Source organism: Rhodococcus sp. A14 (genome assembly GCF_011603105.1).
Taxonomy (GTDB): Bacteria; Actinomycetota; Actinomycetes; order Mycobacteriales; family Mycobacteriaceae; genus Rhodococcus_F; species Rhodococcus_F opacus.
In genome coordinates, this window is sequence record NZ_JAAOQS010000007.1 from 139,463 (window position 1) to 159,415 (window position 19,953).

At 68.5% G+C, this 19,953-nt stretch carries 20 protein-coding genes; 8 read left to right on the top strand and 12 right to left on the bottom strand.

What is annotated here, in order from left to right:
* Positions 1 to 28: 28 nt before the first annotated feature.
* Entirely contained in the window at positions 29 to 1,771 is a 1,743-nt protein-coding gene (glpD, locus tag G9373_RS06485) for a glycerol-3-phosphate dehydrogenase (RefSeq protein WP_005239930.1), read from the top strand.
* On the opposite strand, the gene G9373_RS06490 is transcribed toward glpD, so the two are convergent.
* Entirely contained in the window at positions 1,749 to 2,285 is a 537-nt protein-coding gene (locus tag G9373_RS06490) for a hypothetical protein (protein WP_005256959.1), read from the bottom strand. The genes glpD and G9373_RS06490 overlap by 23 nt on opposite strands.
* Before the next feature lie 184 nt (positions 2,286 to 2,469).
* Positions 2,470 to 3,429 carry an oxygenase MpaB family protein gene (locus tag G9373_RS06495; RefSeq protein WP_051055275.1) on the bottom strand — a complete coding sequence of 320 codons (960 nt, stop codon included), beginning with the start codon at positions 3,427 to 3,429 and terminating at the stop codon, positions 2,470 to 2,472.
* Between the two features lie 53 nt (positions 3,430 to 3,482).
* On the opposite strand from G9373_RS06495, the gene G9373_RS06500 reads away from it, so the two are divergent.
* Positions 3,483 to 4,061, top strand: a complete 579-nt coding sequence (locus G9373_RS06500; protein ID WP_005256957.1) for a TetR/AcrR family transcriptional regulator — start codon at positions 3,483 to 3,485, stop codon at positions 4,059 to 4,061.
* A gap of 7 nt (positions 4,062 to 4,068) precedes the next feature.
* Positions 4,069 to 4,800: a DUF1353 domain-containing protein gene (locus tag G9373_RS06505; RefSeq protein ID WP_037203752.1), complete on the top strand. Its 732-nt coding sequence runs from the start codon at positions 4,069 to 4,071 to the stop codon at positions 4,798 to 4,800.
* On the opposite strand, the gene G9373_RS06510 is transcribed toward G9373_RS06505, so the two are convergent.
* Together G9373_RS06510 and G9373_RS06515 are read right to left on the bottom strand one after the other, a co-directional pair.
* Complete coding sequence (locus G9373_RS06510) at positions 4,797 to 5,546, bottom strand: Fpg/Nei family DNA glycosylase (protein WP_167114469.1); 750 nt, start codon at positions 5,544 to 5,546, stop codon at positions 4,797 to 4,799. The two genes, G9373_RS06505 and G9373_RS06510, sit on opposite strands and share 4 nt — an antisense overlap.
* A gap of 1 nt (position 5,547) precedes the next feature.
* Positions 5,548 to 10,056 carry an ATP-dependent helicase gene (locus G9373_RS06515; protein ID WP_346842810.1) on the bottom strand — a complete coding sequence of 1,503 codons (4,509 nt, stop codon included), beginning with the start codon at positions 10,054 to 10,056 and terminating at the stop codon, positions 5,548 to 5,550.
* A gap of 179 nt (positions 10,057 to 10,235) precedes the next feature.
* On the opposite strand from G9373_RS06515, the gene G9373_RS06520 reads away from it, so the two are divergent.
* Complete coding sequence (locus tag G9373_RS06520) at positions 10,236 to 11,465, top strand: DUF222 domain-containing protein (RefSeq protein ID WP_242323153.1); 1,230 nt, start codon at positions 10,236 to 10,238, stop codon at positions 11,463 to 11,465.
* Between the two features lie 73 nt (positions 11,466 to 11,538).
* On the opposite strand, the gene G9373_RS06525 is transcribed toward G9373_RS06520, so the two are convergent.
* On the bottom strand, positions 11,539 to 11,679 hold the full coding sequence (locus G9373_RS06525) for a hypothetical protein (protein ID WP_155756156.1): 141 nt from the start codon (positions 11,677 to 11,679) through the stop codon (positions 11,539 to 11,541).
* 86 nt (positions 11,680 to 11,765) lie between these two features.
* Here G9373_RS06525 and G9373_RS06530 point away from each other — a divergent pair, with 86 nt between their 5' ends.
* Positions 11,766 to 12,302, top strand: a complete 537-nt coding sequence (locus G9373_RS06530) for a LiaF domain-containing protein (RefSeq protein WP_005265533.1) — start codon at positions 11,766 to 11,768, stop codon at positions 12,300 to 12,302.
* On the opposite strand, the gene G9373_RS06535 is transcribed toward G9373_RS06530, so the two are convergent.
* Genes G9373_RS06535 through G9373_RS06545 form a run of 3 tightly spaced genes read right to left on the bottom strand, consistent with a single transcriptional unit; the run spans position 12,299 to position 16,002 of the window.
* On the bottom strand, positions 12,299 to 13,303 hold the full coding sequence (locus tag G9373_RS06535; RefSeq protein WP_120659303.1) for an acyl-CoA dehydrogenase family protein: 1,005 nt from the start codon (positions 13,301 to 13,303) through the stop codon (positions 12,299 to 12,301). The genes G9373_RS06530 and G9373_RS06535 overlap by 4 nt on opposite strands.
* A gap of 30 nt (positions 13,304 to 13,333) precedes the next feature.
* Complete coding sequence (locus G9373_RS06540; protein WP_065490409.1) at positions 13,334 to 14,851, bottom strand: aldehyde dehydrogenase family protein; 1,518 nt, start codon at positions 14,849 to 14,851, stop codon at positions 13,334 to 13,336.
* The gene (locus tag G9373_RS06545) at positions 14,848 to 16,002 is read right to left on the bottom strand and encodes a DUF1338 family protein (RefSeq protein WP_054248899.1); all 1,155 of its coding nucleotides are present in this window, start codon (positions 16,000 to 16,002) and stop codon (positions 14,848 to 14,850) included. The genes G9373_RS06540 and G9373_RS06545 overlap by 4 nt, the downstream gene beginning before the upstream one ends.
* A gap of 30 nt (positions 16,003 to 16,032) precedes the next feature.
* Between G9373_RS06545 and G9373_RS06550 the strand changes: the two genes are divergently transcribed.
* The 3 genes from G9373_RS06550 (at position 16,033) to G9373_RS06560 (ending at position 18,692) form a co-directional block, all read left to right on the top strand.
* Positions 16,033 to 16,497: an Lrp/AsnC family transcriptional regulator gene (locus G9373_RS06550; protein WP_037208656.1), complete on the top strand. Its 465-nt coding sequence runs from the start codon at positions 16,033 to 16,035 to the stop codon at positions 16,495 to 16,497.
* A gap of 66 nt (positions 16,498 to 16,563) precedes the next feature.
* Positions 16,564 to 17,907: an L-lysine 6-transaminase gene (gene lat, locus G9373_RS06555; RefSeq protein WP_054248898.1), complete on the top strand. Its 1,344-nt coding sequence runs from the start codon at positions 16,564 to 16,566 to the stop codon at positions 17,905 to 17,907.
* On the top strand, positions 17,904 to 18,692 hold the full coding sequence (locus tag G9373_RS06560) for a tyrosine-protein phosphatase (RefSeq protein ID WP_005563265.1): 789 nt from the start codon (positions 17,904 to 17,906) through the stop codon (positions 18,690 to 18,692). Before lat ends, G9373_RS06560 begins: the two co-directional genes overlap by 4 nt.
* Here G9373_RS06560 and G9373_RS06565 read toward each other — a convergent pair.
* From G9373_RS06565 to G9373_RS06580, 4 genes are all read right to left on the bottom strand, one after another.
* Positions 18,656 to 18,988: a VanZ family protein gene (locus G9373_RS06565; protein ID WP_005563267.1), complete on the bottom strand. Its 333-nt coding sequence runs from the start codon at positions 18,986 to 18,988 to the stop codon at positions 18,656 to 18,658. The genes G9373_RS06560 and G9373_RS06565 overlap by 37 nt on opposite strands.
* Before the next feature lie 2 nt (positions 18,989 to 18,990).
* Complete coding sequence (locus G9373_RS06570) at positions 18,991 to 19,329, bottom strand: hypothetical protein (RefSeq protein WP_005563268.1); 339 nt, start codon at positions 19,327 to 19,329, stop codon at positions 18,991 to 18,993.
* A gap of 1 nt (position 19,330) precedes the next feature.
* Positions 19,331 to 19,741 (bottom strand): DUF1707 domain-containing protein, encoded by a 411-nt coding sequence (locus G9373_RS06575; RefSeq protein ID WP_005563269.1) that lies wholly within the window; start codon positions 19,739 to 19,741, stop codon positions 19,331 to 19,333.
* Positions 19,742 to 19,810: 69 nt separating this feature from the next.
* A partial coding sequence (locus G9373_RS06580; RefSeq protein ID WP_164061674.1) for a biotin/lipoyl-containing protein occupies positions 19,811 to 19,953 on the bottom strand: 143 nt, incomplete at its 5' end.

A 19,953-nucleotide genomic window follows, 5' to 3' on the forward strand; every position in this document is an offset into this window, starting at 1 on the left:
ATCCGTCGTCATCTCACAGGAGCCCGAGTTGAGTAGTCAGCCAGGTGTGCAGTTCCTCGGTCCCCGGCAGCGTGATGCCGCATGGGACAAGCTGCAGACCGAACAGTTCGACGTCGTCGTGATCGGCGGTGGTGTGGTGGGAGCCGGTGCGGCCCTCGATGCGGCCACCCGCGGGCTGAAGGTGGCGCTGGTCGAGGCACGCGATTACGCGTCCGGGACGTCGAGTCGCTCGTCGAAGATGTTCCACGGCGGTCTGCGCTATCTCGAGCAACTCGAGTTCGGACTGGTCCGGGAGGCACTCCGGGAGCGTGAGCTGTCGCTGACCACCCTCGCGCCGCACCTGGTGAAGCCGCTCAAGTTCCTGTTCCCGATCACCCACCGCGTGTGGGAGCGGCCCTACATGGCGGCGGGCATCTTCCTCTACGACCGGATGGGCGGCGCCAAATCGGTTCCGGCGCAGAAACATCTGACGCGCGCGGGTGCGCTGCGGATGGCGCCGGGGCTCAAGCGCAACTCGCTGACCGGCGGCATCCAATACTACGACACCGTCGTCGACGACGCGCGCCACACCATGACCGTCGCCCGCACCGCCGCTCACTACGGGGCGGTCGTGCGCACGTCCACGCAGGTGGTCGGATTCCTCCGGGAGGCGGACCGGGTCTCCGGAGTGCGCGTCCGGGACTGCGAGGACGGCCGCACCGCGGACGTGAAGGCGCACGTCGTCATCAACGCCACGGGGGTGTGGACCGACGAGATCCAGGCGCTGTCGCGGCAACGCGGCCGGTTCCGCGTCCGCGCGTCCAAGGGCGTCCACATCGTGGTGCCGCGCGATCGGATCGTCAGCGACGCCGCGATCATCCTCCGCACCGAGAAGTCGGTGCTGTTCGTGATCCCGTGGGGCAGCCACTGGATCATCGGTACCACCGACACGGACTGGAATCTCGATCTCGCGCACCCGGCGGCCACGAAGGCCGACATCGACTACATCCTCGGTCACGTCAACAAGGTGCTGGTGACGTCGCTGACCCACGACGACATCGACGGCGTCTACGCGGGCCTGCGTCCGCTGCTCGCGGGGGAGAGCGACGAGACGTCGAAACTCTCGCGGGAACACGCCGTCGCGCGGGTGGCGCCGGGCCTGGTCGCCATCGCGGGCGGCAAGTACACCACCTACCGGGTGATGGCAGAGGACGCCGTGGATCTCGCCGCCGACGACATTCCCGCGCGGATGGCGCCGTCCATCACGGAGAAGGTGCCGCTCGTCGGCGCGGACGGTTATTTCGCGCTGGTCAATCAGACCGTTCACCTCGGCCAGATGTACGGCCTTCACCCGTACCGCGTGAAGCATCTGCTGGACCGGTACGGTTCGCTGATCGACGAGGTGCTCGATCAGGCGAGCGGGAAACCGGAACTACTCCAGCCCATCACGGACGCACCGGCCTACCTGCAGGTCGAGGTCGTGTATGCGGCGGCGGCCGAGGGCGCCCTCCATCTCGACGACATCCTCGCCCGGCGCACGCGCATCGCCATCGAGTACTCGCATCGGGGTGTGAACTGCGCCGAGCAGGTGGCGCAACTGGTGGCCCCCGTCCTCGGCTGGGACGCCGACGCCGTCGACCGTGAGGTGAAGACGTATCAGGCGCGGGTGGAGGCGGAGGTGCAGTCGCAGGCCCAGCCGGACGACCTGTCGGCCGACGCGTTGCGGGCGGCGGCGCCCGAGTCGCGGGTGGAACTGCTCGAACCACCGGTCAGTGTGTCAGAAATACCTTGATGACCACGATGATCGTCGCGATCACGGCGAGGCCGAACGCGGCGAGGTGCGTGCCGTTCGTGACCCTTTCGCGGCGGAGGCGGCTGATCACGTAACTGATCGACCCGATACGGGCGATCATCACGATCTCGGCGGTCAATTGCGCGGTTCTCGGTTCCAGCCAGCCCAGCAGGGCCGTGCCGAGGATCACGGCAGGCACCACCGCGGACGTCAGGACGGGGACACTGTCCCGTAGTTCCCGTAGGCGTTCGGTGCTGGACAGTGATCTGCCCAGCCGGAGCGTCTGGCCTACCGACTCGGCGAACACGTGGGCGAGAAACGTGGACAGCGCGGCACCGACGACGATGGCGATGCCCAGGGTCTCCTGGGATTTGGTGACCGGGATGAGCGCGGCGAGCACCAGGATGTTGCCGTAGATGTAGGCGCTGATGCGGCTCGCCGCATGGTCGGGCGACAGCGGCTCGTCGCTGATCAGCGGCGGGCGGTTCAAGAGCCTCGGAAGGTCCCAGTCCATCCTTCGAGCATTCCACGATCTCGTCGGTCAGCGGGTGTGGACGAGCGATTTCGGGGCGTGGGCGGCGACGACTCCCGACAGAGCCATGACGACGAGGGCTGCGACAGCGATGTATTCCATGTGACCGAGCATCGTCCCGGAACCCGTGAGCGGTGTGGGCGTTGTCTGTGAGCTCCCTGGGAACTCAGACCTTCGGGCTGTAGTGCTGGGGGTCGTCGCGCCGGCCGAGCGGTGGAAGATTGCGTCGGGGTGTGTGGACGAGCGGAGCGTGCGCGGGGGCGCGTCCGGTCTCGCGGTCCCAGCCTGCGCGGGCGCGCGGGTGGTAGCGGTAGCGCCAGGGCACGAGCCGGAAGACGGCGCCCACGGCGCGGCCGGCGAGGGTGTGCAGGCGCTCGTCGCGTGTGGTCCAGCGGTAGCCGAGGAGGTCGCGGACCGGTTGGTCGTACATGCCGACCGTCAGCCACACGAAGCCCTTCGCCACCGGGATACGGAGGATCGCCCAGATCGGGTCGGGTAGCCACGACAGGAACGGGGGAACGCCGAGACCGGACAGGTCGAGGACGTCGCGGGTGGCCTTGTTGTCCTCGAGGACGTTGCGGCACATGTGATCCCAGTACTCCTGGAACGCCTCCCAGGTTTCCGGGACGGGGCGCATGCTCATTCCGTACAGGCGGTACCACTGGATGTGCTCGGTGAACAGCCGGCTCTTCTGGTCTTCGGTGAGGCCACCCATGAAGTGGTCGCCCGTGAGGATGGTGCCCATGAAGAACGTGGCGTGCGCCCAGTAGAACGTGTCGGGGTCGAGGGCGTGGTACCTGCGGCCGTGTTTGTCGATTCCCTTGATGTTGTCGTGATACCCCCGCACCTGCTCGGCGGTCTGCTGAGCACGGTCGCCGTCGAAGACGACGCCGCCGATCGGGTACAGCGACCGGTAGAGCCGCTCCCATCGCTCGTCGAAGAAGCGGGAATGTTCCTCGACGCCCGCGCCGAGTCCGGGATGCATGTTCTGCATCGACCCGGCCCAGACGCCCTGCAGCATTCCGCGCCAGTCGCCGAAATACTTCCAGGTCAACGAGTCGGGGCCGAGGGGGACTGGGGCGGAGGCCGGGACGGGCGTACCGTCCGGGTTCAAGTGACTACGCACGTTGTCAGACTAGGATCTGACAACACACGTAGTCAAGGATCGGAGCGAGAAAAGTGACGCTGGAGGACCGGCGGGAAGCACGGCGGAATTCGCTACTCCGCGCGGGCGTCGCGCTGCTCGGAGCCCCGGACGGGCCCGCGGTGAACGTGCGCGCGGTCTGCCGCGCCGCGTCGCTGACCGAACGGTACTTCTACGAGTCGTTCCAGGACCGGGACGAATTCGTGCGCTCGGTCTACACCGCAGTGGGTGACGAGGCGCAGGCCGCTCTCGTGGAGGCGGTCGCGTCCACCGAGACCGCGCGGGAGCGCGCCGAGGCCGCCGTGGACGCGTTCGTGAAACTCATGGTCGACGATCCCGCCATGGGCCGCGTGCTGCTGCTCGCACCGCTGTCGGAACCCGCGCTGAGCAGGCGGGGCATCGACCTGATGCCCGGCTTCGTCGCACTCGTGCACGACCAGCTGTCCGCCGTCGACGACGAGGTGGAGAAACAGCTCGTCGCGGTCGGTGTGGTGGGCGCGCTCACGACGCTGTTCATCGGATATCTCGACGGAACTGTTGCCGCGTCGCGCGAGCAATTCGTCGCTCATTGCGTCACTCTGGTGGTGGAGGCAAACAAGGCCGGCCACGAGTGAGGTGCGCATGCCGTTCCAGGTATCCGTGGACGATCCGACTCGCCCGCAACCCGAGCTTCGGGTACTCGACCGCAAGTTCTTCCAACTCGTCGGCGAGTTCGTCTACGTCCACGGCGACACGGTGGTGACGGTGCCCGGTTGCGCCCCGATGCCGTGCCTTCTCCGCACGGATCTGGCATCGATCCCCGCGCCGCTGCAAGGCCTGCTCACCCCGTACGGCCGGCAGCTGCTTCCGGCGATCATGCACGACGACCTCTGCAAACGTGCGAGCGCGCAGGGACCGGCGGGAAACACGCTGCGACGGCACGCGGACGAACTGTTCCGGCTCGCCCTGCTCGACGAGGGCGTCGGACCGTTCCGCAGCCGCATCTTCTGGGTCGGCGTCGAGGTCGGCCGGTTCTGGACGTTCACCGACGTCGCCCGGTTCCTGCTCATCGCGCACCAGGTGCTCGGGATGCTGTGCTGGGTAGTGGGCGTGCCGTGGGCGTTGGCGACCGCGCACTTCGGCCTGGCCGCGCTCTTTCTCGTGCTTCCGGTCGTGCTGTCGCTGTTGTGGCGCAGAGACTTTCCCGTCGCCCTGCTCGGGTGCCTTCTCCTGCCCGTCATCGCGCCGACGTATCTGCTGACGATCGCCACGGCCGCGGTGCTGTGGGTGCCGGACGGTGCCGCGTGGTTGTTCGGCCGCAGACGGACTCGCAGACCGCCGCCGCTCGGACCGCCGACCACCGTCCTTCGCTAATCCACCATCGGCGGCTGACAGTACGTGCAGAAGAAGATCTGCTGCTGACCGAGGTCGTGGCCTTCGATCACCGTCCCGCAACGGCGGCAACGCTTTCCGGCACGCCCGTACACCCACGGCCGATGTCGGACGGAGTTGTTCTTGTCGATGTGAATCATGCGATGCGCGAGCGTGATCAGCGCGGGCAGGTCGGCCACGCCGCTGGACGGAGTGTAGGGATGGACGCCGCGGAGGAAGCAGACCTCGTTGCGGTACACGTTGCCGAGACCGGCCAGGTTGCGCTGGTCGACCAGGGCGAGACCGATGGGCTGGTCACCGGCCGCCCGCAGGTTGCGGATCGCCGTGTCGGCGTCCCAGTCCGGCCCCAGCAGATCCGGGCCGAGGTGGCCGACCGCGGAATCCTCGTCGTCACGCCCCAGGATCTCGGTGATGCCGAGCGAGAATCCGACCGCCACCCTGTCATCGGTGGCGAGCACGATCCGGGCCTGGTGCGTGGGACGGCGCCACTTCGTGTCGTGCGCGTAGACGTGCCACGCGCCTTCCATCTTCAGATGCGTGTGGATCGAGTAGTCGCCGACCCGGATGAGAAGGTGCTTCCCGCGGCTGACCACCTCGTCGACGAGTTGGCCGGACAGGTCGACGGTGGCGTACCGGGGGACCCGCACGTCGCAGCGGGTCAGCACCTTGCCCGCGAGGGCGTCGCGAAGCGAGTTGGCGGTGCGCCAGACGGTGTCGCCTTCGGGCATCTCAGGCTCGCAACCGGAATCCGCGAGGGGTGGGCGAGAAACCGGCCTCGGTCAGGATCGGCGCGAAGTCGCTGCCGTGGATGGTGTCGCCGTCGACCTTCTCGACGACGATCTTGTCGATCCCGCCGCGCTTGACCACACCGGCGAGCGTGACCGCCGCGGTGCGGAGAACGCCGGGGTCGTCGGTGAAGGTGAGGATGGTGCGCCCGCCGCGCTCGACGAACAGGATCAGTTCACCCTCCACGAGCACCACCAGACCGCCGGCCTTGCGTCCCGGCCGGTGCGCGGGCGCGTCATCGCCGCGCTTCGGCCAGGGGAGAGCCGCACCGTATGGGTTGGCGGGATCGCTGGCGGCGAGAGTCACAGCGGGCAGGGTGGTGTGCCTGCCCTCGAGCGAGTCGCCGTAGCTCCGGAGTCGGTCCACCACGGGCGGGGTGGAGAACTGTGCACCGCCGAGCGACTCGACGAAATGTCCTCGCCGGCAGCGGCCGTTGTCCTCGAACGTGCCCAGCACCTTGTACATCAGCGCGAATCCGCCGGGAACGTTCTCGGTCATCACGGACCCGCGCGTCACCACCCCGTACCGCTCCAGGAGCAGTTCGGCCGTGGCGCTGGCACGCAGCGTGGCATCGGATTCGGCGGCGGGGAGGATCGACCACCTTCCCCCGACCGTGGGCGGTGCGGTGCGCACCGGGACCGTCAGGCTGCGGTACGCGCGGGCGCGTGGGGGTCGTCGCGGCGACCGGTGGCTCGTGGTGGTCCTGGACGTGTCCGACAGCAGGGCACGCACCGGGGCGAGCGTGTCGTTGCCGATGTGGCCCAGCCACACCAGATCCCACAATGCGGTGGCCAGCGCGGTGTCGTCGGACATCTCGAGGGTGTCCGCGAGTTGCCGGAAGAAGTACGCGCCGCCGCCGGACAGCGTGTCGAGCACCCGGCGCTGGACATCGGACAGATCCGATTCCGCGGGCGTGGTCAGCGTGAGCGGTGCGGTGTCGGCGGGGTGGAGGCACACCCACCCGTCCTTGCCGGAGATGCTGCCCGCGCCCGACCACAGGACCTCGCCGGTGGAGGTGAGTTCGTCGAGCATGGCGGGGGAGTAGTCGGCCACCCGGGACGGCAGGATCAGTGACTCGAGTGCCGAGGCGGGCACCGGGACGCCGGCAAGCTGTTCCACCACGGTCGCGACGCCGTCGATGCCGCGCAGCGTGCCCCCCACGTGCTGCCAGCCCGGGAGGAAGCGGCCGAGCGTCGCGGTGCTGACCGGTTCTACCTCCTGCCGCGCCGCGGCCAGCGAGCGCCTGCGGAGTCGGCGGAGAACCTCGGCGTCGCACCATTCGCTTCCCGTCGCGCCGGGGCGGAACTCGCCCTCGACCACCCGCTTGCCCTGCGCGAGTCGCTGCAGCACGTCACGGGCCACCGCGGAACCGAGCCCGAAACGGGCGGCGGCGTCGGTGATCGTGAACGGACCGTGGGTGCGGGCGTACCGGCTGATCAGGTCGGCCAGCGGATCGTCGACGGGTTCGATGAACGCGGCGGGAACACCGATGGGTAGCGGCACCCCGAGCCCGTCGCGCAGGCGGGCAGCATCCTCGATGGCCGTCCACCATTCGTGACCGGCGAAGGAGACGGCGAGCGCCCGCTTCGCGCGGACGAGTTCGTCGAGCCAGGGGGTGGGATCGCTGGTCGACCGTGCGGCGACCTCGTCGGAGGTGAGCGGACCCAGGAGGCGCAGCAGGTCGGCGACGCCTTCGAGATCTTTCGCCTTGCGGTCGGGAAGCAGGCGCTGGAGTTCGAGTTCGGCGTGGGCGATGACGTCGGCGTCGAGCAGTTCGCGCAGTTCCACCCTGCCGAGCAGTTCCGCGAGCAGCGTCGAGTCCAGGGACAGCGCCGCCGCCCGGCGTTCGGCGAGCGGGCTGTCGCCCTCGTACATGAACTCGCCGACGTAGTTGAACAGCAGCGCGCCGGCGAACGGCGACGGCGACTGCGTCTCCACCTCGACGATGCGGATCTGGCGACGCGCGAGCCTGCGGAGCAGGTCCTTCAGCGCCGGTAGGTCGTACACGTCCTGCAGGCACTCGCGGACGGTCTCGAGCAGGATCGGGAACGTCGGATACCGGCGGGCCACGTCGAGCAGCTGGGCGGACCGCTGCCGCTGCTGCCAGAGCGGTGCGCGCTTTCCGGGGTTGCGGCGCGGCAGCAGCAGCGCCCGGGCCGCGCACTCACGGAACCGGGACGCGAACAGTGCCGAACCGCCGACCTGTTCGGTGACGATGTCCTCGATCTCGTCGGTGTCGAAGACGAATAGGTCGGCGCCGGGCGGGGTGTCCTCGGTGTCGGGAAGACGCACGATGATGCCGTCGTCGGAGGCCGTCGCGTTCGAGTCGAGGCCGTACCGCTCGCTCAGCCGCGCACTCACGGCCAGCGCCCACGGAGCGTGAACACGCTGGCCGTACGGCGAATGCAGGATCAGTCGCCAGTCGCCGAGCTCGTCACGGAATCGTTCGACCACCAGGGTGCGGTCGGTGGGGACCTGCCCGGTGGCGGTCTTCTGCTCGGCGACGAGCTGAACGAGATTGTTCGTGGCGTTCTCGTCGAGCCCGCCGGTGCGGCAGCGTTCCTGCACCTCGATCTCGTGCCCGAGAGAGATCTCCTGAAGGAACTGCCCCAGCGCCTCGCCCAGTTCCGCCGGCCGGCCCAGGCCGTCACCGTGCCAGAACGGCAGCCGCCCCGGCTGCCCGTAGGCGGGGCTGACCAGCACCCGGTCGAACGTGATCTCCTCGATCCGCCAGCTGGTGGCCCCGAGCGCGAAGACGTCGCCGACCCGCGATTCGTACACCATCTCCTCGTCGAGTTCGCCGACGCGGGACGCCTTCTCACCGACCATGTAGACCGTGAACAGACCGCGGTCGGGGATGGCGCCACCCGAGGTGACCGCCAGCCGCTGCGCGCCGGGGCGTCCGGTGAGCGTATTGGCCTCGCGGTCCCAGACGAGGCGGGGCCTGAGCTCGGCGAACTCGTCGGACGGGTAGAGGCCGGCGAGAAGGTCGAGGGTGGACTCGTACGCCGAGCGGGGCAGCGTTGCGAAGGAACCGCTACGCCGGACCGTCTCGAACCAGTCGTCCACGTCGATCGGCTCGAGCGCGGTGGCCGCCACCGTGTGCTGGGCGAGGATGTCGAGCGGGTTGGCGGGGACGGCGAGCGCCTCGATCTTCCCGGTGACCATGCGCTCGACGGTGACCGCGCAGTGCACGAGATCGGTGCGGTGCTTCGGGAACACGACACCCCGCGAGATCTCCCCGACCTGGTGTCCGGCGCGGCCGACTCGCTGCAGACCGTTCGCCACCGACGGTGGTGCCTCGACCTGGATCACCAGATCGACCGCGCCCATGTCGATTCCGAGTTCGAGGCTGCTCGTCGCGACCACGCACCGCAGTCGCCCCGACTTCAGGTCGTCCTCGATCAGGGCCCGCTGGTCCTTGCTGACCGACCCGTGGTGGGCGCGGGCGAGGAGGGGGTCCGCGCCGAAATTGACCTCGGACGGCGTGCCGATCTGCGAGGCCGGTTTCGGGTTCTTGTCGACGGCGGTCCCGGCGCGTTCGGCGTAGATCTCGTTGAGCCGAGCCGTCAGGCGCTCGGCGAGGCGCCGCGAGTTGGCGAACACGATGGACGACCGGTGCGCCAGGACGAGGTCGACGATCTGTTCCTCGACGTGCGGCCAGATCGACCCCGCCTGCGGGGTCGCCGACGCCGAACCCTCGGCGGGTTCGGCGAGGCCGAGTTCGGTCATGTCCTCGACCGGCACCTGCACGGTGAGGTCGAACGTCTTCGGCGACGGCGGCGCGACGATCCGGATGGGGGCCGAACCGGACAGGAACCGGCCCACTTCCTCGTGCGGGCGCACCGTCGCCGACAGCCCGATGCGCTGCGCCGGGGTGGCGAGAAGCTGGTCGAGACGTTCGAGCGACAGGGCCAGGTGGGCGCCGCGCTTGGTGCCTGCCACCGCGTGCACCTCGTCGACGATGACGGTGTCGACCTGGGTCAGCGTCTCACGCGCGGCGGACGTGAGCATGAGGAACAGCGACTCGGGGGTGGTGATGAGGATGTCGGGCGGATTCTTGATCAGGGCGCGCCGGTCACCTGCCGGTGTGTCGCCGGAGCGGACGCCCACCGAGATCTCCGGCGGGGAGAGCCCGAGCCGCTTGGCTGTCTGCGTGATCCCGACGAGCGGGGCGCGCAGGTTGCGTTCGACGTCGACACCCAGGGCCTTGAGCGGGGAGATGTAGAGGACCCTGGTCTTGCGGTCCGTTCCGTCGGTGGCGGCGAGTTGGTCGAGGGACCACAGGAACGCGGACAGCGTCTTGCCCGAACCGGTCGGGGCCACGACGAGCGTGTGCGCGCGGCTGGCGATCGACTCCCACGCACCGAGCTGCGCGGCCGTCGGCGCCGGGAAGGCGCCGTCGAACCACTCGCGGGTGGCAGCGGAAAACCTGCCCAGGACGTCGCTCACCGTTCCATAGTGCACCGGGGGTGTGACAGGCAGCGGGAACATACCGTGCGGTCTCTGGAATCCAGTTCGGTCTGGGATGTTCATCCCCGAGGTGGCACGGGCGATTGCGTCGGGACTCGCGTCGTTTCTGCTCTCGGTCGGCGCTGGAATGCCGACGACGGTCACCTCGATGCTCAGTGGTGAGATTCCGCGGAGGCACTGTCCGGCGCGCGGCGCGCGGCCGTACTCGCCGACAAGGCCAGCTCGAGAAGTCCCTCCGCCGCGCCGGTGCAGTCTCGCTGCGGCTGATCGTCGAGAGTGTCGAACGCTCGTTACCCGCGGCGCTCGGTTGCAACTCACCGAACAAGCTCCTGGTCGAGGTGCTGCGCGTGTCGGCAGCAGACGCGTCGGCACGGGTGGCGGCCGCCCGCGACCTCGGTCTGTTTCATACAGCTTCGGGCGAGCAGATGGAGGCAGCGCTGCCGGAAACCGCCTCCGCGCAACGGGATGGCGACATCGGTGCCGACCATGCACGCGTAATCCGGAAGATCATGCGAAAGATCCCGCATGCGGTCACCAACGCCGACGTCGCATTGGCGGAGTCCATCCTGGCGCAGTGTGCGAGAGAAGGTACACCCGAAGATGTCGAGAGTGCCGGCCACCGCCTCCTCGCTCATCTCGATCCCGACGGAAACCTGGGTGACGATCGTGATCGCTCCCGGCGGCGTGGTGTTTCGCTGGGCCGTCAGGATTCCGAACTGATGTCGAAGATCTGCGGTGAACTCGACCCCACAGCGCGCGCTCTGCTCGACCCGATCCTCGCGAAATGGGCTCGCCCCGGGATCAACAACCCGGACGACCCGGAGTCACCGTCTGGCGACGCCGACAATCCGTCGATCGAACGTGAAGCACTGGTGGCGGCGGCAGCGCGTGACACTCGCACTGCTGCGCAGAGAAACCACGACGCCCTCAGCGCGATATTCCGGGTCATGCTGGAATGCGAGATCCATGGCCGGCATCGGGGTCTGCCCGTCACGGTGATCATCACCATGACTCTCGACCAACTCGAGAATGCGGCAGGCGGCGTGACCACCACGGCCACCTGCGGACTCCTTCCCCTCGGTGACGCGCTGAAGCTCGCCGAACGCGCCCACCCGGTGCTCGTCGTGTTCGACCACGACGGCCGGCCCCTGCATCTGGGACGGCGCCGACGAGTGGCGAGCGCGGACCAACGCCTCGCTCTCATCGCCGCCGAAGGCGGATGCACACGACCTGGTTGCGCGGCCCCGGCCAGCATGTGCGCGGTGCACCCCCTGCAGGAGTGGCGCAACGGCGGATACACCGACAGCGCACCGAATGGATTCCACCACCGGACATCGACCCGGACAGAAACCCGCGAATCAATCACCGACATCACGCCGGTGAGCTGATCGCCCGCGCTCGCCGAAAAGCCCGCGACCGGGCATGTGCCGAGGACGGTGTGCCCTAGCTGTGCGCCGCCCCTCACACTGTCGTGAGTTTCGCCGTCGCCGGAGCGAACGACGGCGACGGCAACTCGACGGTGGCGGGCTCGTGCTCGGAGACCACCACGTAGGCGCCCACAGCGAGTAGCGCCAGAGCAACTGCGCGGATCAACTTGAACACGTTGTCTCGCTTCGGTCGAAGGGGCGGTGTGTCACGGGTGTAGCCGTCAGACAGTAGACGAGGGCACCGACAGCTACGGTGGAGTAATGACTGCTGCAGGGGACAGCCGCGAACTCGACCGACTCCGGGAGGCCGCACAAGCCCGCCTCGAGAAGGGGGTGGGGGACGGAAAGCTGACATTGGAGGAGTATTCGGAGCAAGCCGCGATCGTCTGGTCCCGCGACGTCGACGTCGAAGGTCTTCGGCGGCTGGTCCCCGTCGAAGCTCCAGCGGCGCCGGTGTCGCGACCTCAGTCCACCATCGTCGGAATCTTCGGCGACACCAAGCGTTCCGGCCGCTGGTCGCTCGCCGTCAAGACACTGGCCCTGCTCGTGTTCGGGGACGTGAAGCTCGACCTCCGGTCGGCCGTGATCGGCGCCCGCACGTCGACGATCACGCTCGTCACACTGTTCGGCGACAGCACGATCACCGTTCCGGAGGGCGTGCACGTCGAGGTGGGTGGTTTCGACCTCTTCGGCGACCGCGAACTCGACGCCGGTGCACAGGATCCCGGGCCCGCAGCCCCGACGATCCGCATCGTGTCGTACTCGCTGTTCGGTGACCTGAGGGTCCGCACCCGCTAGTCGCGGCCGAGGCGCTCCAGCAACGCCGACTTGATCGCCGGACGTCCCGCTGCGACGAGCGTGAAGGTGGCTTCACGCATGAGGCGTTCGGCGGTGTTCCCGGCGAGCAGTGACGAGCTGCCCTTCGCCGTGACGAGGGCGGTGGCGGTGCGGATGGCGAGTTCCGAAGCGCGGGCCCGTGCTTCGGCGATCTCGGCGCGGCCTTCGAGTGCCGCGTTCAGGTCGAGTCGTGCGCGTGCGGCCTGCTCTTCGAACGGGTCCGCGTCGACGCCGAGAGCCTCCAGTTCGCTGATCGCCCGGCGGGTGATCCCCATCGCCATGCACCCGTTGATCCACGAGCCGAACAGCTGGCTCTTCGCGAAGTCGTCGGGGGAGACGACGGCACTCACCAGATCGCGTGGCACGGCGAGCCCGTCGAATGTCAACCGGACCGTGTTGGACCCGCGGGCCGCGATCAGCGGGAGTTCCTCGGCGGTGAGTCCCCGAAGCGGTTGCGCGGGAATGATGACGTGCACGATGGAGTCGTCGAATTCGTCGCGCGCCGACACCTGGAGCAGATCGACGATGCCCCAGCCGGTGACGAACGGCGACACCCCGTCGAGCACGTAGCCGTCGTCGACGCTGCGTGCCCACAGAGTGGGCGGGACGGGAATCGCTCCGGCCAGGGCGACACCGGCCCGGACGGTGCCGTCGATGAGCCCGTCGAGGTAGCGACCCTGCAGAGACGTGTTCGGCGAATCGGCGAGACCGGCGACGACGCCGTGATGCTGCATCCACGTGAACGCCGTCGTGAGGCAGCCGCCGCACAACGTCTCGATCACGTCGACCAGCACCGACGGCGTCACACCTTCTTCGCCCGGTGCCGCGAGTCCGTAGAAGCCGTCGGCGGCGAGAGTCTCGAAGTGACTGTCGGGAATCTCGCCGTCGGCATCGACGCTGTCGGCCACCGGGAACAACACGTTCTCGGCAATCTCACGCGCCATCTCGGTCCAGTTGCTCACGCCCCGAGAGTAGCCGGTCGACGCCGCCGATCAGGTGAACTCCACCCCTTGCGCGAGCGGGAGTCGATCGGAGTAGTTGACGGTGTTCGTCGCGCGGCGCATGTAGGCCTTCCATGCGTCGGATCCGGACTCGCGTCCGCCGCCCGTCTCCTTCTCGCCGCCGAACGCCCCGCCGATCTCCGCACCCGACGTGCCGATGTTGACGTTCGCGATGCCGCAGTCGGAACCGTCTGGCGCGAGGAACCTCTCGGCCTCACGCTGATCGGTGGTGAAGATCGACGACGAAAGCCCTTGGGGCACTTCGTTGTGCAATGCGATCGCCTGGTCGAAGTCGTCGTAGGTGAGGACGTAGAGGATCGGTGCGAACGTCTCCTCCTGCACCACCGACGTCTGCGCGGGCATCCGGACGAGGGCGGGCGAGACGTAGTAGGCGGAGTCGCTGCCACCGCTGCGTTCGCCGCCGCAGACAACGGTCCCGCCGTCGGCGCGGGCCTTGTCCAACGCGGTCTGCATGGCCTCGAACGCGGAGCGGTTCACCAACGGACCGACGAGGACACCGTCGTCGAACGGGTTCCCGACCTTCAACTGGCCGTACGCCGAAGAAATGCGCTGCACCAGCTCGTCGGCGACGGAGGAGTGCACGATCAGCCGCCGCAGGGACGTGCAGCGCTGGCCCGCGGTGCCCGCGGCGGAGAAGACGATTCCCCGCACGGCCAGATCGAGATCGGCGGACGGGGCCACCACCGCTGCGTTGTTGCCGCCCAGCTCGAGTAGACATTTGCCGAAACGCGCGGCGACGCGCGGACCCACGGCGCGACCCATCCGCACCGACCCGGTGGCGCTGACCAGCGCCACGCGTGCGTCGTCGACGAGACGCTCGCCGACGTCCCCCGCGCCCTGGACCAGGGCGTGGATCCCGGCGGGTGCACCGACGTCGCGGGCAGCGCGCGCCAGCAGCGCATCACAGGCGATCGCGGTGAGCGGAGTCCGATCCGACGGCTTCCACACCACCGTGTCGCCGCAGACCAGCGCGACGGCGGTATTCCACGACCACACCGCGACGGGGAAATTGAACGCCGAGATCACCCCGACGACTCCCAGTGGGTGCCACGTCTCCATCAGCCGGTGTCCCGGACGTTCCGAGGCCATCGTCCTGCCGTACAACTGGCGTGACAGACCGACCGCGAATTCGCAGATGTCGATCATCTCCTGCACTTCGCCCTGCGCCTCGGACGGAATCTTGCCCGCCTCGAGGGTGACCAGTTCCGCCAGGTCCGTCTTGTGTTCCGTCAGAAGCTGACCCAGGCGGCGCACCACCGCGCCGCGTTGGGGGGCGGGAACGGTACGCCACTCGAGGAAGGCGTCGTGCGCTGCGGTGATCGCCCGGTCCACGTCGTCCGTGCTGCTCGCGGTCACCGTGCGCAGTTCGGTCCCGGTGATCGGGGTTCGCGCGACGAGCGGTCCACCGGCGTCGGTGATCTCGGCGCCGCACCGGATCAGTGCTTCCTCGGCGCGTCGGCACAACTCCTCGGGGGCGGGAAGGTTCACGATGCTGTCCTCTCTCGGGTTCGATCCTGCTGCTGTCGGTAGAGCGTGAACGGGTCGTGCACAGGCCGGCCGAGGGTCTCGGCGAGCCATGGTGGGTGGTCGGGGCCGGAGTCCACCGCCACCGGGAGGTAGTCCTCGTAGAGAATGGGCTCCGCGACGTCTTCCTCGCCGGAGAGTCGGTGGCTGAAGTACGCCAGCCCGCTCGCCTCGAGTTCGGCTTCAGTCCGCGGAAACTCGCGTTCCCAGCGGGCGGAGTCGGCGTCCGCCAGACGGTCGCACAGTTCCCGTCCCTCGGGTGTCAGTGCGATGCCGCGCGACTCCGCAACGACGACTCCGCGTGGTTCGCCGGCGGCGCGGAACGACGCCTGCCGCTGAAGTACGTCCGGGCCGCCCCATGCGGGCGGTCCCTGGATGCGGCCGATCATCGTGAGGCCGCGGCGCGCCGCACGCAGGCACAGGTCGTCGAGGTCGAAGACCCGTGGCGCCAGATGGACGACGCGGACGCTCGTGCGCCCACCGATGTCGGCGGCGACGGGGGAGATACGTTCGAACTCGGCGTGCCAGGACCGGTCGGCCGCGGTGTCCGGCGATGCGAAGGCCGTGGCCGCCAGTGCGACGAACCGCTCCGCCGTCGGTGCCGTCAGCCCGCCTTCCTCGGTCGCGAGCGCGGCCAGGTGCAGCACCTCCGTGGGAAACACCGTGCGCGCGGCGAGAACGTTCTCGAGGCGGCGCTGCCGGTCGCAGTCGAAGAACCGGCGATCGGCGGTGGTGAGCATCGACGTGAACATCCCGAACGGGTTGCGGGCCAGTTCGATCGGATCGACGGGACGAAACGCCGTCGAGACGACGGGCGCGGGTGCGGGCGCGTCGCGCAGGTCGTAGCAGCCGACGGGGTGCATTCCGAAGCCCGCGAACAGGATGGCCGCCTGGCGCAGCTCCGTGGGTCCACCGAGCCTGATCGCGCCGCGGCGTTCGGATGTGATCCGGGCCAGGCCGCCACGGCGTTCGGCGTCGGCAGGGTGTCGCGCCGCGAAGTCCGCGTTGACCGCACCGGCCACCTCGGCCAGTGTGTCGTATGCGGGCACCTCCCGGCCGTACGTCGCGGCCAGTGCCCGGGCAAAGCGGGCGCGGAGCTCCCACGTTTCAACCATGATGCACCTCCGCTGGGCTAGCCTGCGCTGGTGGTGGAATCTTTTCGTAGCGACGCACCCCATACTCCTCTCGACGACATCGATCGGGTACTGATGCAGGAGTTGGTGGCCGACGGCCGGGCGACTCTGGCGACACTCGCCGAGAAGGCGGGGCTGTCGATCTCTGCCGTGCAGTCCAGGGTGCGCAGGCTCGAGGCCCGCAAAGTGATCCGCGGGTACACCGCGAAGATCGATCCGGATGCGCTCGGGCACGGTCTGTCCGCATTCGTCGCGATCACTCCTCTCGATCCGTCGCAGCCCGACGATGCACCCGCCCGGTTGCGGAACCTCCCCGCAATCGAAGCGTGCCACTCGGTCGCGGGGGAGGAGAGCTACGTGCTGCTGGTGCGCGTCGCTTCCCCGCGGGAGCTGGAACACCTGCTGCAGGAGATCCGTGCCACCGCCAACGTACACACGCGCAGCACCATCATCTTGCAAACATTTTACGACAGATGAGCCCTGTTCCGGATATGTTGCCGAATCGTCGCCGGTTCACAGGAATTTTGACGTAATCTCGTCGGTATGAGCACAGCGATTCGATTTACCGGAGATGGGGGCGAGCTGCCGGCGAGCCAGGTGCACGACGTGCTGCGCGAGCGCATTCTGGTCGACGGTTTCGACCTGGTGCTCGACCTGGAACACTCACGCGGTACGCATCTCGTCGACCAGCGCGATGGCACCAGCTACCTGGACATGTTCGGATTCTTCGCCTCGTCCGCGCTGGGGATGAACCACCCGGAACTGGCGGACGACGACGCCTTTCGCCGGGAACTGGCGGCGGCGGCGATCAACAAGCCGAGCAATTCCGACATCTACACCGTCCCGATGGCACGGTTCGTCGAGACGTTCGCCCGGGTGCTGGGCGATCCCGCACTGCCGCATCTCTTCTTCATCGACGGGGGCGCACTCGCCGTCGAGAACGCTCTGAAGGTGGCGTTCGACTGGAAGAGCAGGCTCAACGAGAGCCGCGGCCTCGACCCGGCGCTCGGCACGAAGGTGCTCCATCTGACCGAGGCGTTCCACGGGCGCAGTGGATACACGATGTCGCTCACCAATACCGAGCCCGGCAAGGTGGCGAGGTACCCCAAGTTCGACTGGCCGCGCATCGACTCCCCGTACCTCGCGGACGGGCGGGACGTCGTCGAGGCCGAGCGTCACGCACTGGACCAGGCGCGGCGCGCGTTCGCCGAGAACCCCTCGGATGTGGCGTGTTTCATCGCCGAGCCGATCCAGGGAGAGGGGGGAGACCACCACTTCCGCCCGGAATTCTTCCGGGCGATGGAGGCGCTCTGCCGTGAGAACGACGCGCTCTTCATTCTCGACGAGGTGCAGACCGGGTGCGGTCTCACCGGCACTGCCTGGGCGTACCAGCAATTGGGAGTGCATCCGGACGTCGTCGCGTTCGGCAAGAAGACTCAGGTCTGCGGCATCATGGCCGGCGGCCGGGTGGACGACATCCCCGACAACGTGTTCGCCGTCAGCTCGCGGATCAACTCCACCTGGGGTGGCAACCTCACCGACATGGTGCGGTCCCGCCGGATCCTCGAGATCATCGAGGAGGACCGGCTCGTCGACCGGGCCCGGATGACCGGGGCGCATCTCCTCGAACGACTGCGGGAACTCGCACGCGCGAATCCCGACGTGACCGAGCCGCGGGGACGCGGCCTCATGTGCGCGATCACCCTCCCCACTCCGCAGCGGCGGGACCGCGTCGTCGCCGACCTCAGGGACCGGGAGCGGGTGCTGATCCTGCCGACCGGCAAGCGCGGGATCAGGTTCCGCCCACCCCTGACGGTGACGACCGCGGAACTCGACGCCGCCGTGGATGCACTGGCCCGAGTGCTGGGCGGTACCGTCGACGCATGACGCCGATACCGCTCACGTCCGTGCCCAATCTGCGAGACGTCGGTGGCTACCGAACCCGGGACGGCGCGAAAGTGCGCACCGGCGTGTACTTCCGTTCGACCGATCTCAGCCGTATCGCGGACACGGACATGCCGCTGCTCGACGGCCTCGGGATCCGGACGGTGTACGACCTGCGCACCGCGGACGAGCGCGACGCGGCGCCCGACAAACTCCCGGACGGCGCTCGCGCGGTGGTGTTGGACGTGCTCGCCGACAAGGGGATCCGGTCCATCCCCGCGCAGATGCTCCAGGTGATCGCCGATCCGATGATCGCCGAACGGGAACTCGGCGGCGGACGCGCGATCGAGTACTTCGAGGGCAGCTACCGCGACTTCGTCGTGATGCCGAGCGCGGTGTCGTCGTACCGGGAGTTGTTCGGCGACCTGGCCTCGAACGGCAACACGCCTGCCCTCGTGCACTGCACCACCGGCAAGGACCGGACGGGATGGGCCACGGCCGCGCTACTGCTTCTCCTCGGAGTCGGTGAGGACGACGTGTTCCACGACTACCTGCTGACCAACGAACTCCTGCTTCCGTCGTTCGCGGGCGTGTTCGAGAAATTCGTCGACGCGGGTGGAGATCCGGCGCTGCTCGAGCCCGTGCTCGGAGTCCGTCAGCAGTACCTGGAGGTGTCCCTGGCCACCATGCGCGAGCAGTACGGGACCGTCGAACGGTACTTCTCCGACGGACTTGGCCTCGACGCCGGCGTTCAGACTCTGCTGCGGGAGCGCATGATCGCGGACTGAGCGGCCAACCCGATCGCCACACCCACCATGTCGGCGCAGAGATCCCAGACCGATCCGTGCCGGCCGATCGGCAGCACGCCCTGCAGTATCTCGGTGATCACCGCGAACGCCGCGAGCCAGAGCACGGTGATCCGTGGTGTCAGGAGCGCGTACCGGGAGGCGGCGGCCAGCGCCGCGAACAGCAGGGCGTGCACCACCTTGTCGGCATGTTCGGGACCCGACGGCGTCGCGGACGCAGGGGACAGGAGCATGACCAGTGCCAGCACGGTGAGGGCCGCCACCGGAACGGATCGCATAGTCACCGCCGGACCGTGAACCCCAGTGCGCCCTCGGCAAACCGTTGCACCGCATCCGATCCGCTCGCCAGCGCGTCCTCGTGGCCGGTCCGCGCCCAGCCGGTGAGGGTCGCGGACTCCCCGGACGGGGTGAGGCCCACCTCGGCGAGCAGTTCGCCGGTGTTGGGCTGGCAAATCGCCCACGAATAGTGCTCGTCGCTCAGCCACTGCGCCGTACGGCGGGCGACGTACTCGGGTTCGGCGATTCCACCGTCCGCGAGCGCCGGGCGATCGTCGACCCGTTCGTCGGCGCGCAGCGCGCGCAGGTACCAGCCACCCGCATTGACCTCGACAGGTTCCATGTCAGCGGTCCCGGTCGCGGCGGCGATCGCGACCGTGGCGGTCGTCGCGGGTGCCGAACAGGATGGCGCCGGCGGCAGGGATCATCAGGAAGAACAACCAGCTGTTGTCGACCGGGACGACGAAGAACAGCACGAGGGCGACGAGCGGGATCACCGACATCACGATGCGACGCCAGTTCTGGTCGTTGTCGGTGCCGGCCGATTCGGCCTTGGCGGGCGCGCCGACCGTGGTCGCGGGGAGGTCGGTGAACACTCGGTCGAGCTCGCCGCGAGTGGTGGCATTCGTGACCGCGAGACTGCGCTCGTCGAACTCGGGGACCGTCAAACGGCCCGCCGCGAAATGTTCGCTCAGCAAGTTCAGGGCCTGCTCACGTTCGGCAGTGCCGATACGGATCTCGGGAACGTCAGACATGCGTACAGACTACTGTGAGTCCTTCTCGACCCCGGGGGCCGAGAAGGACTCACGAGTGGGTGCAGGTGCCTATTTCAGTTCTGCGAGGACGGTGCCCTGGGTGATGGCGGCGCCGGGTTCGACGGCGAGGCCGGTGACGGTGCCGGCCTTGTGGGCGTTGACGGGGTTTTCCATTTTCATGGCCTCGAGGACGGCGATGAGGTCGCCCTCGG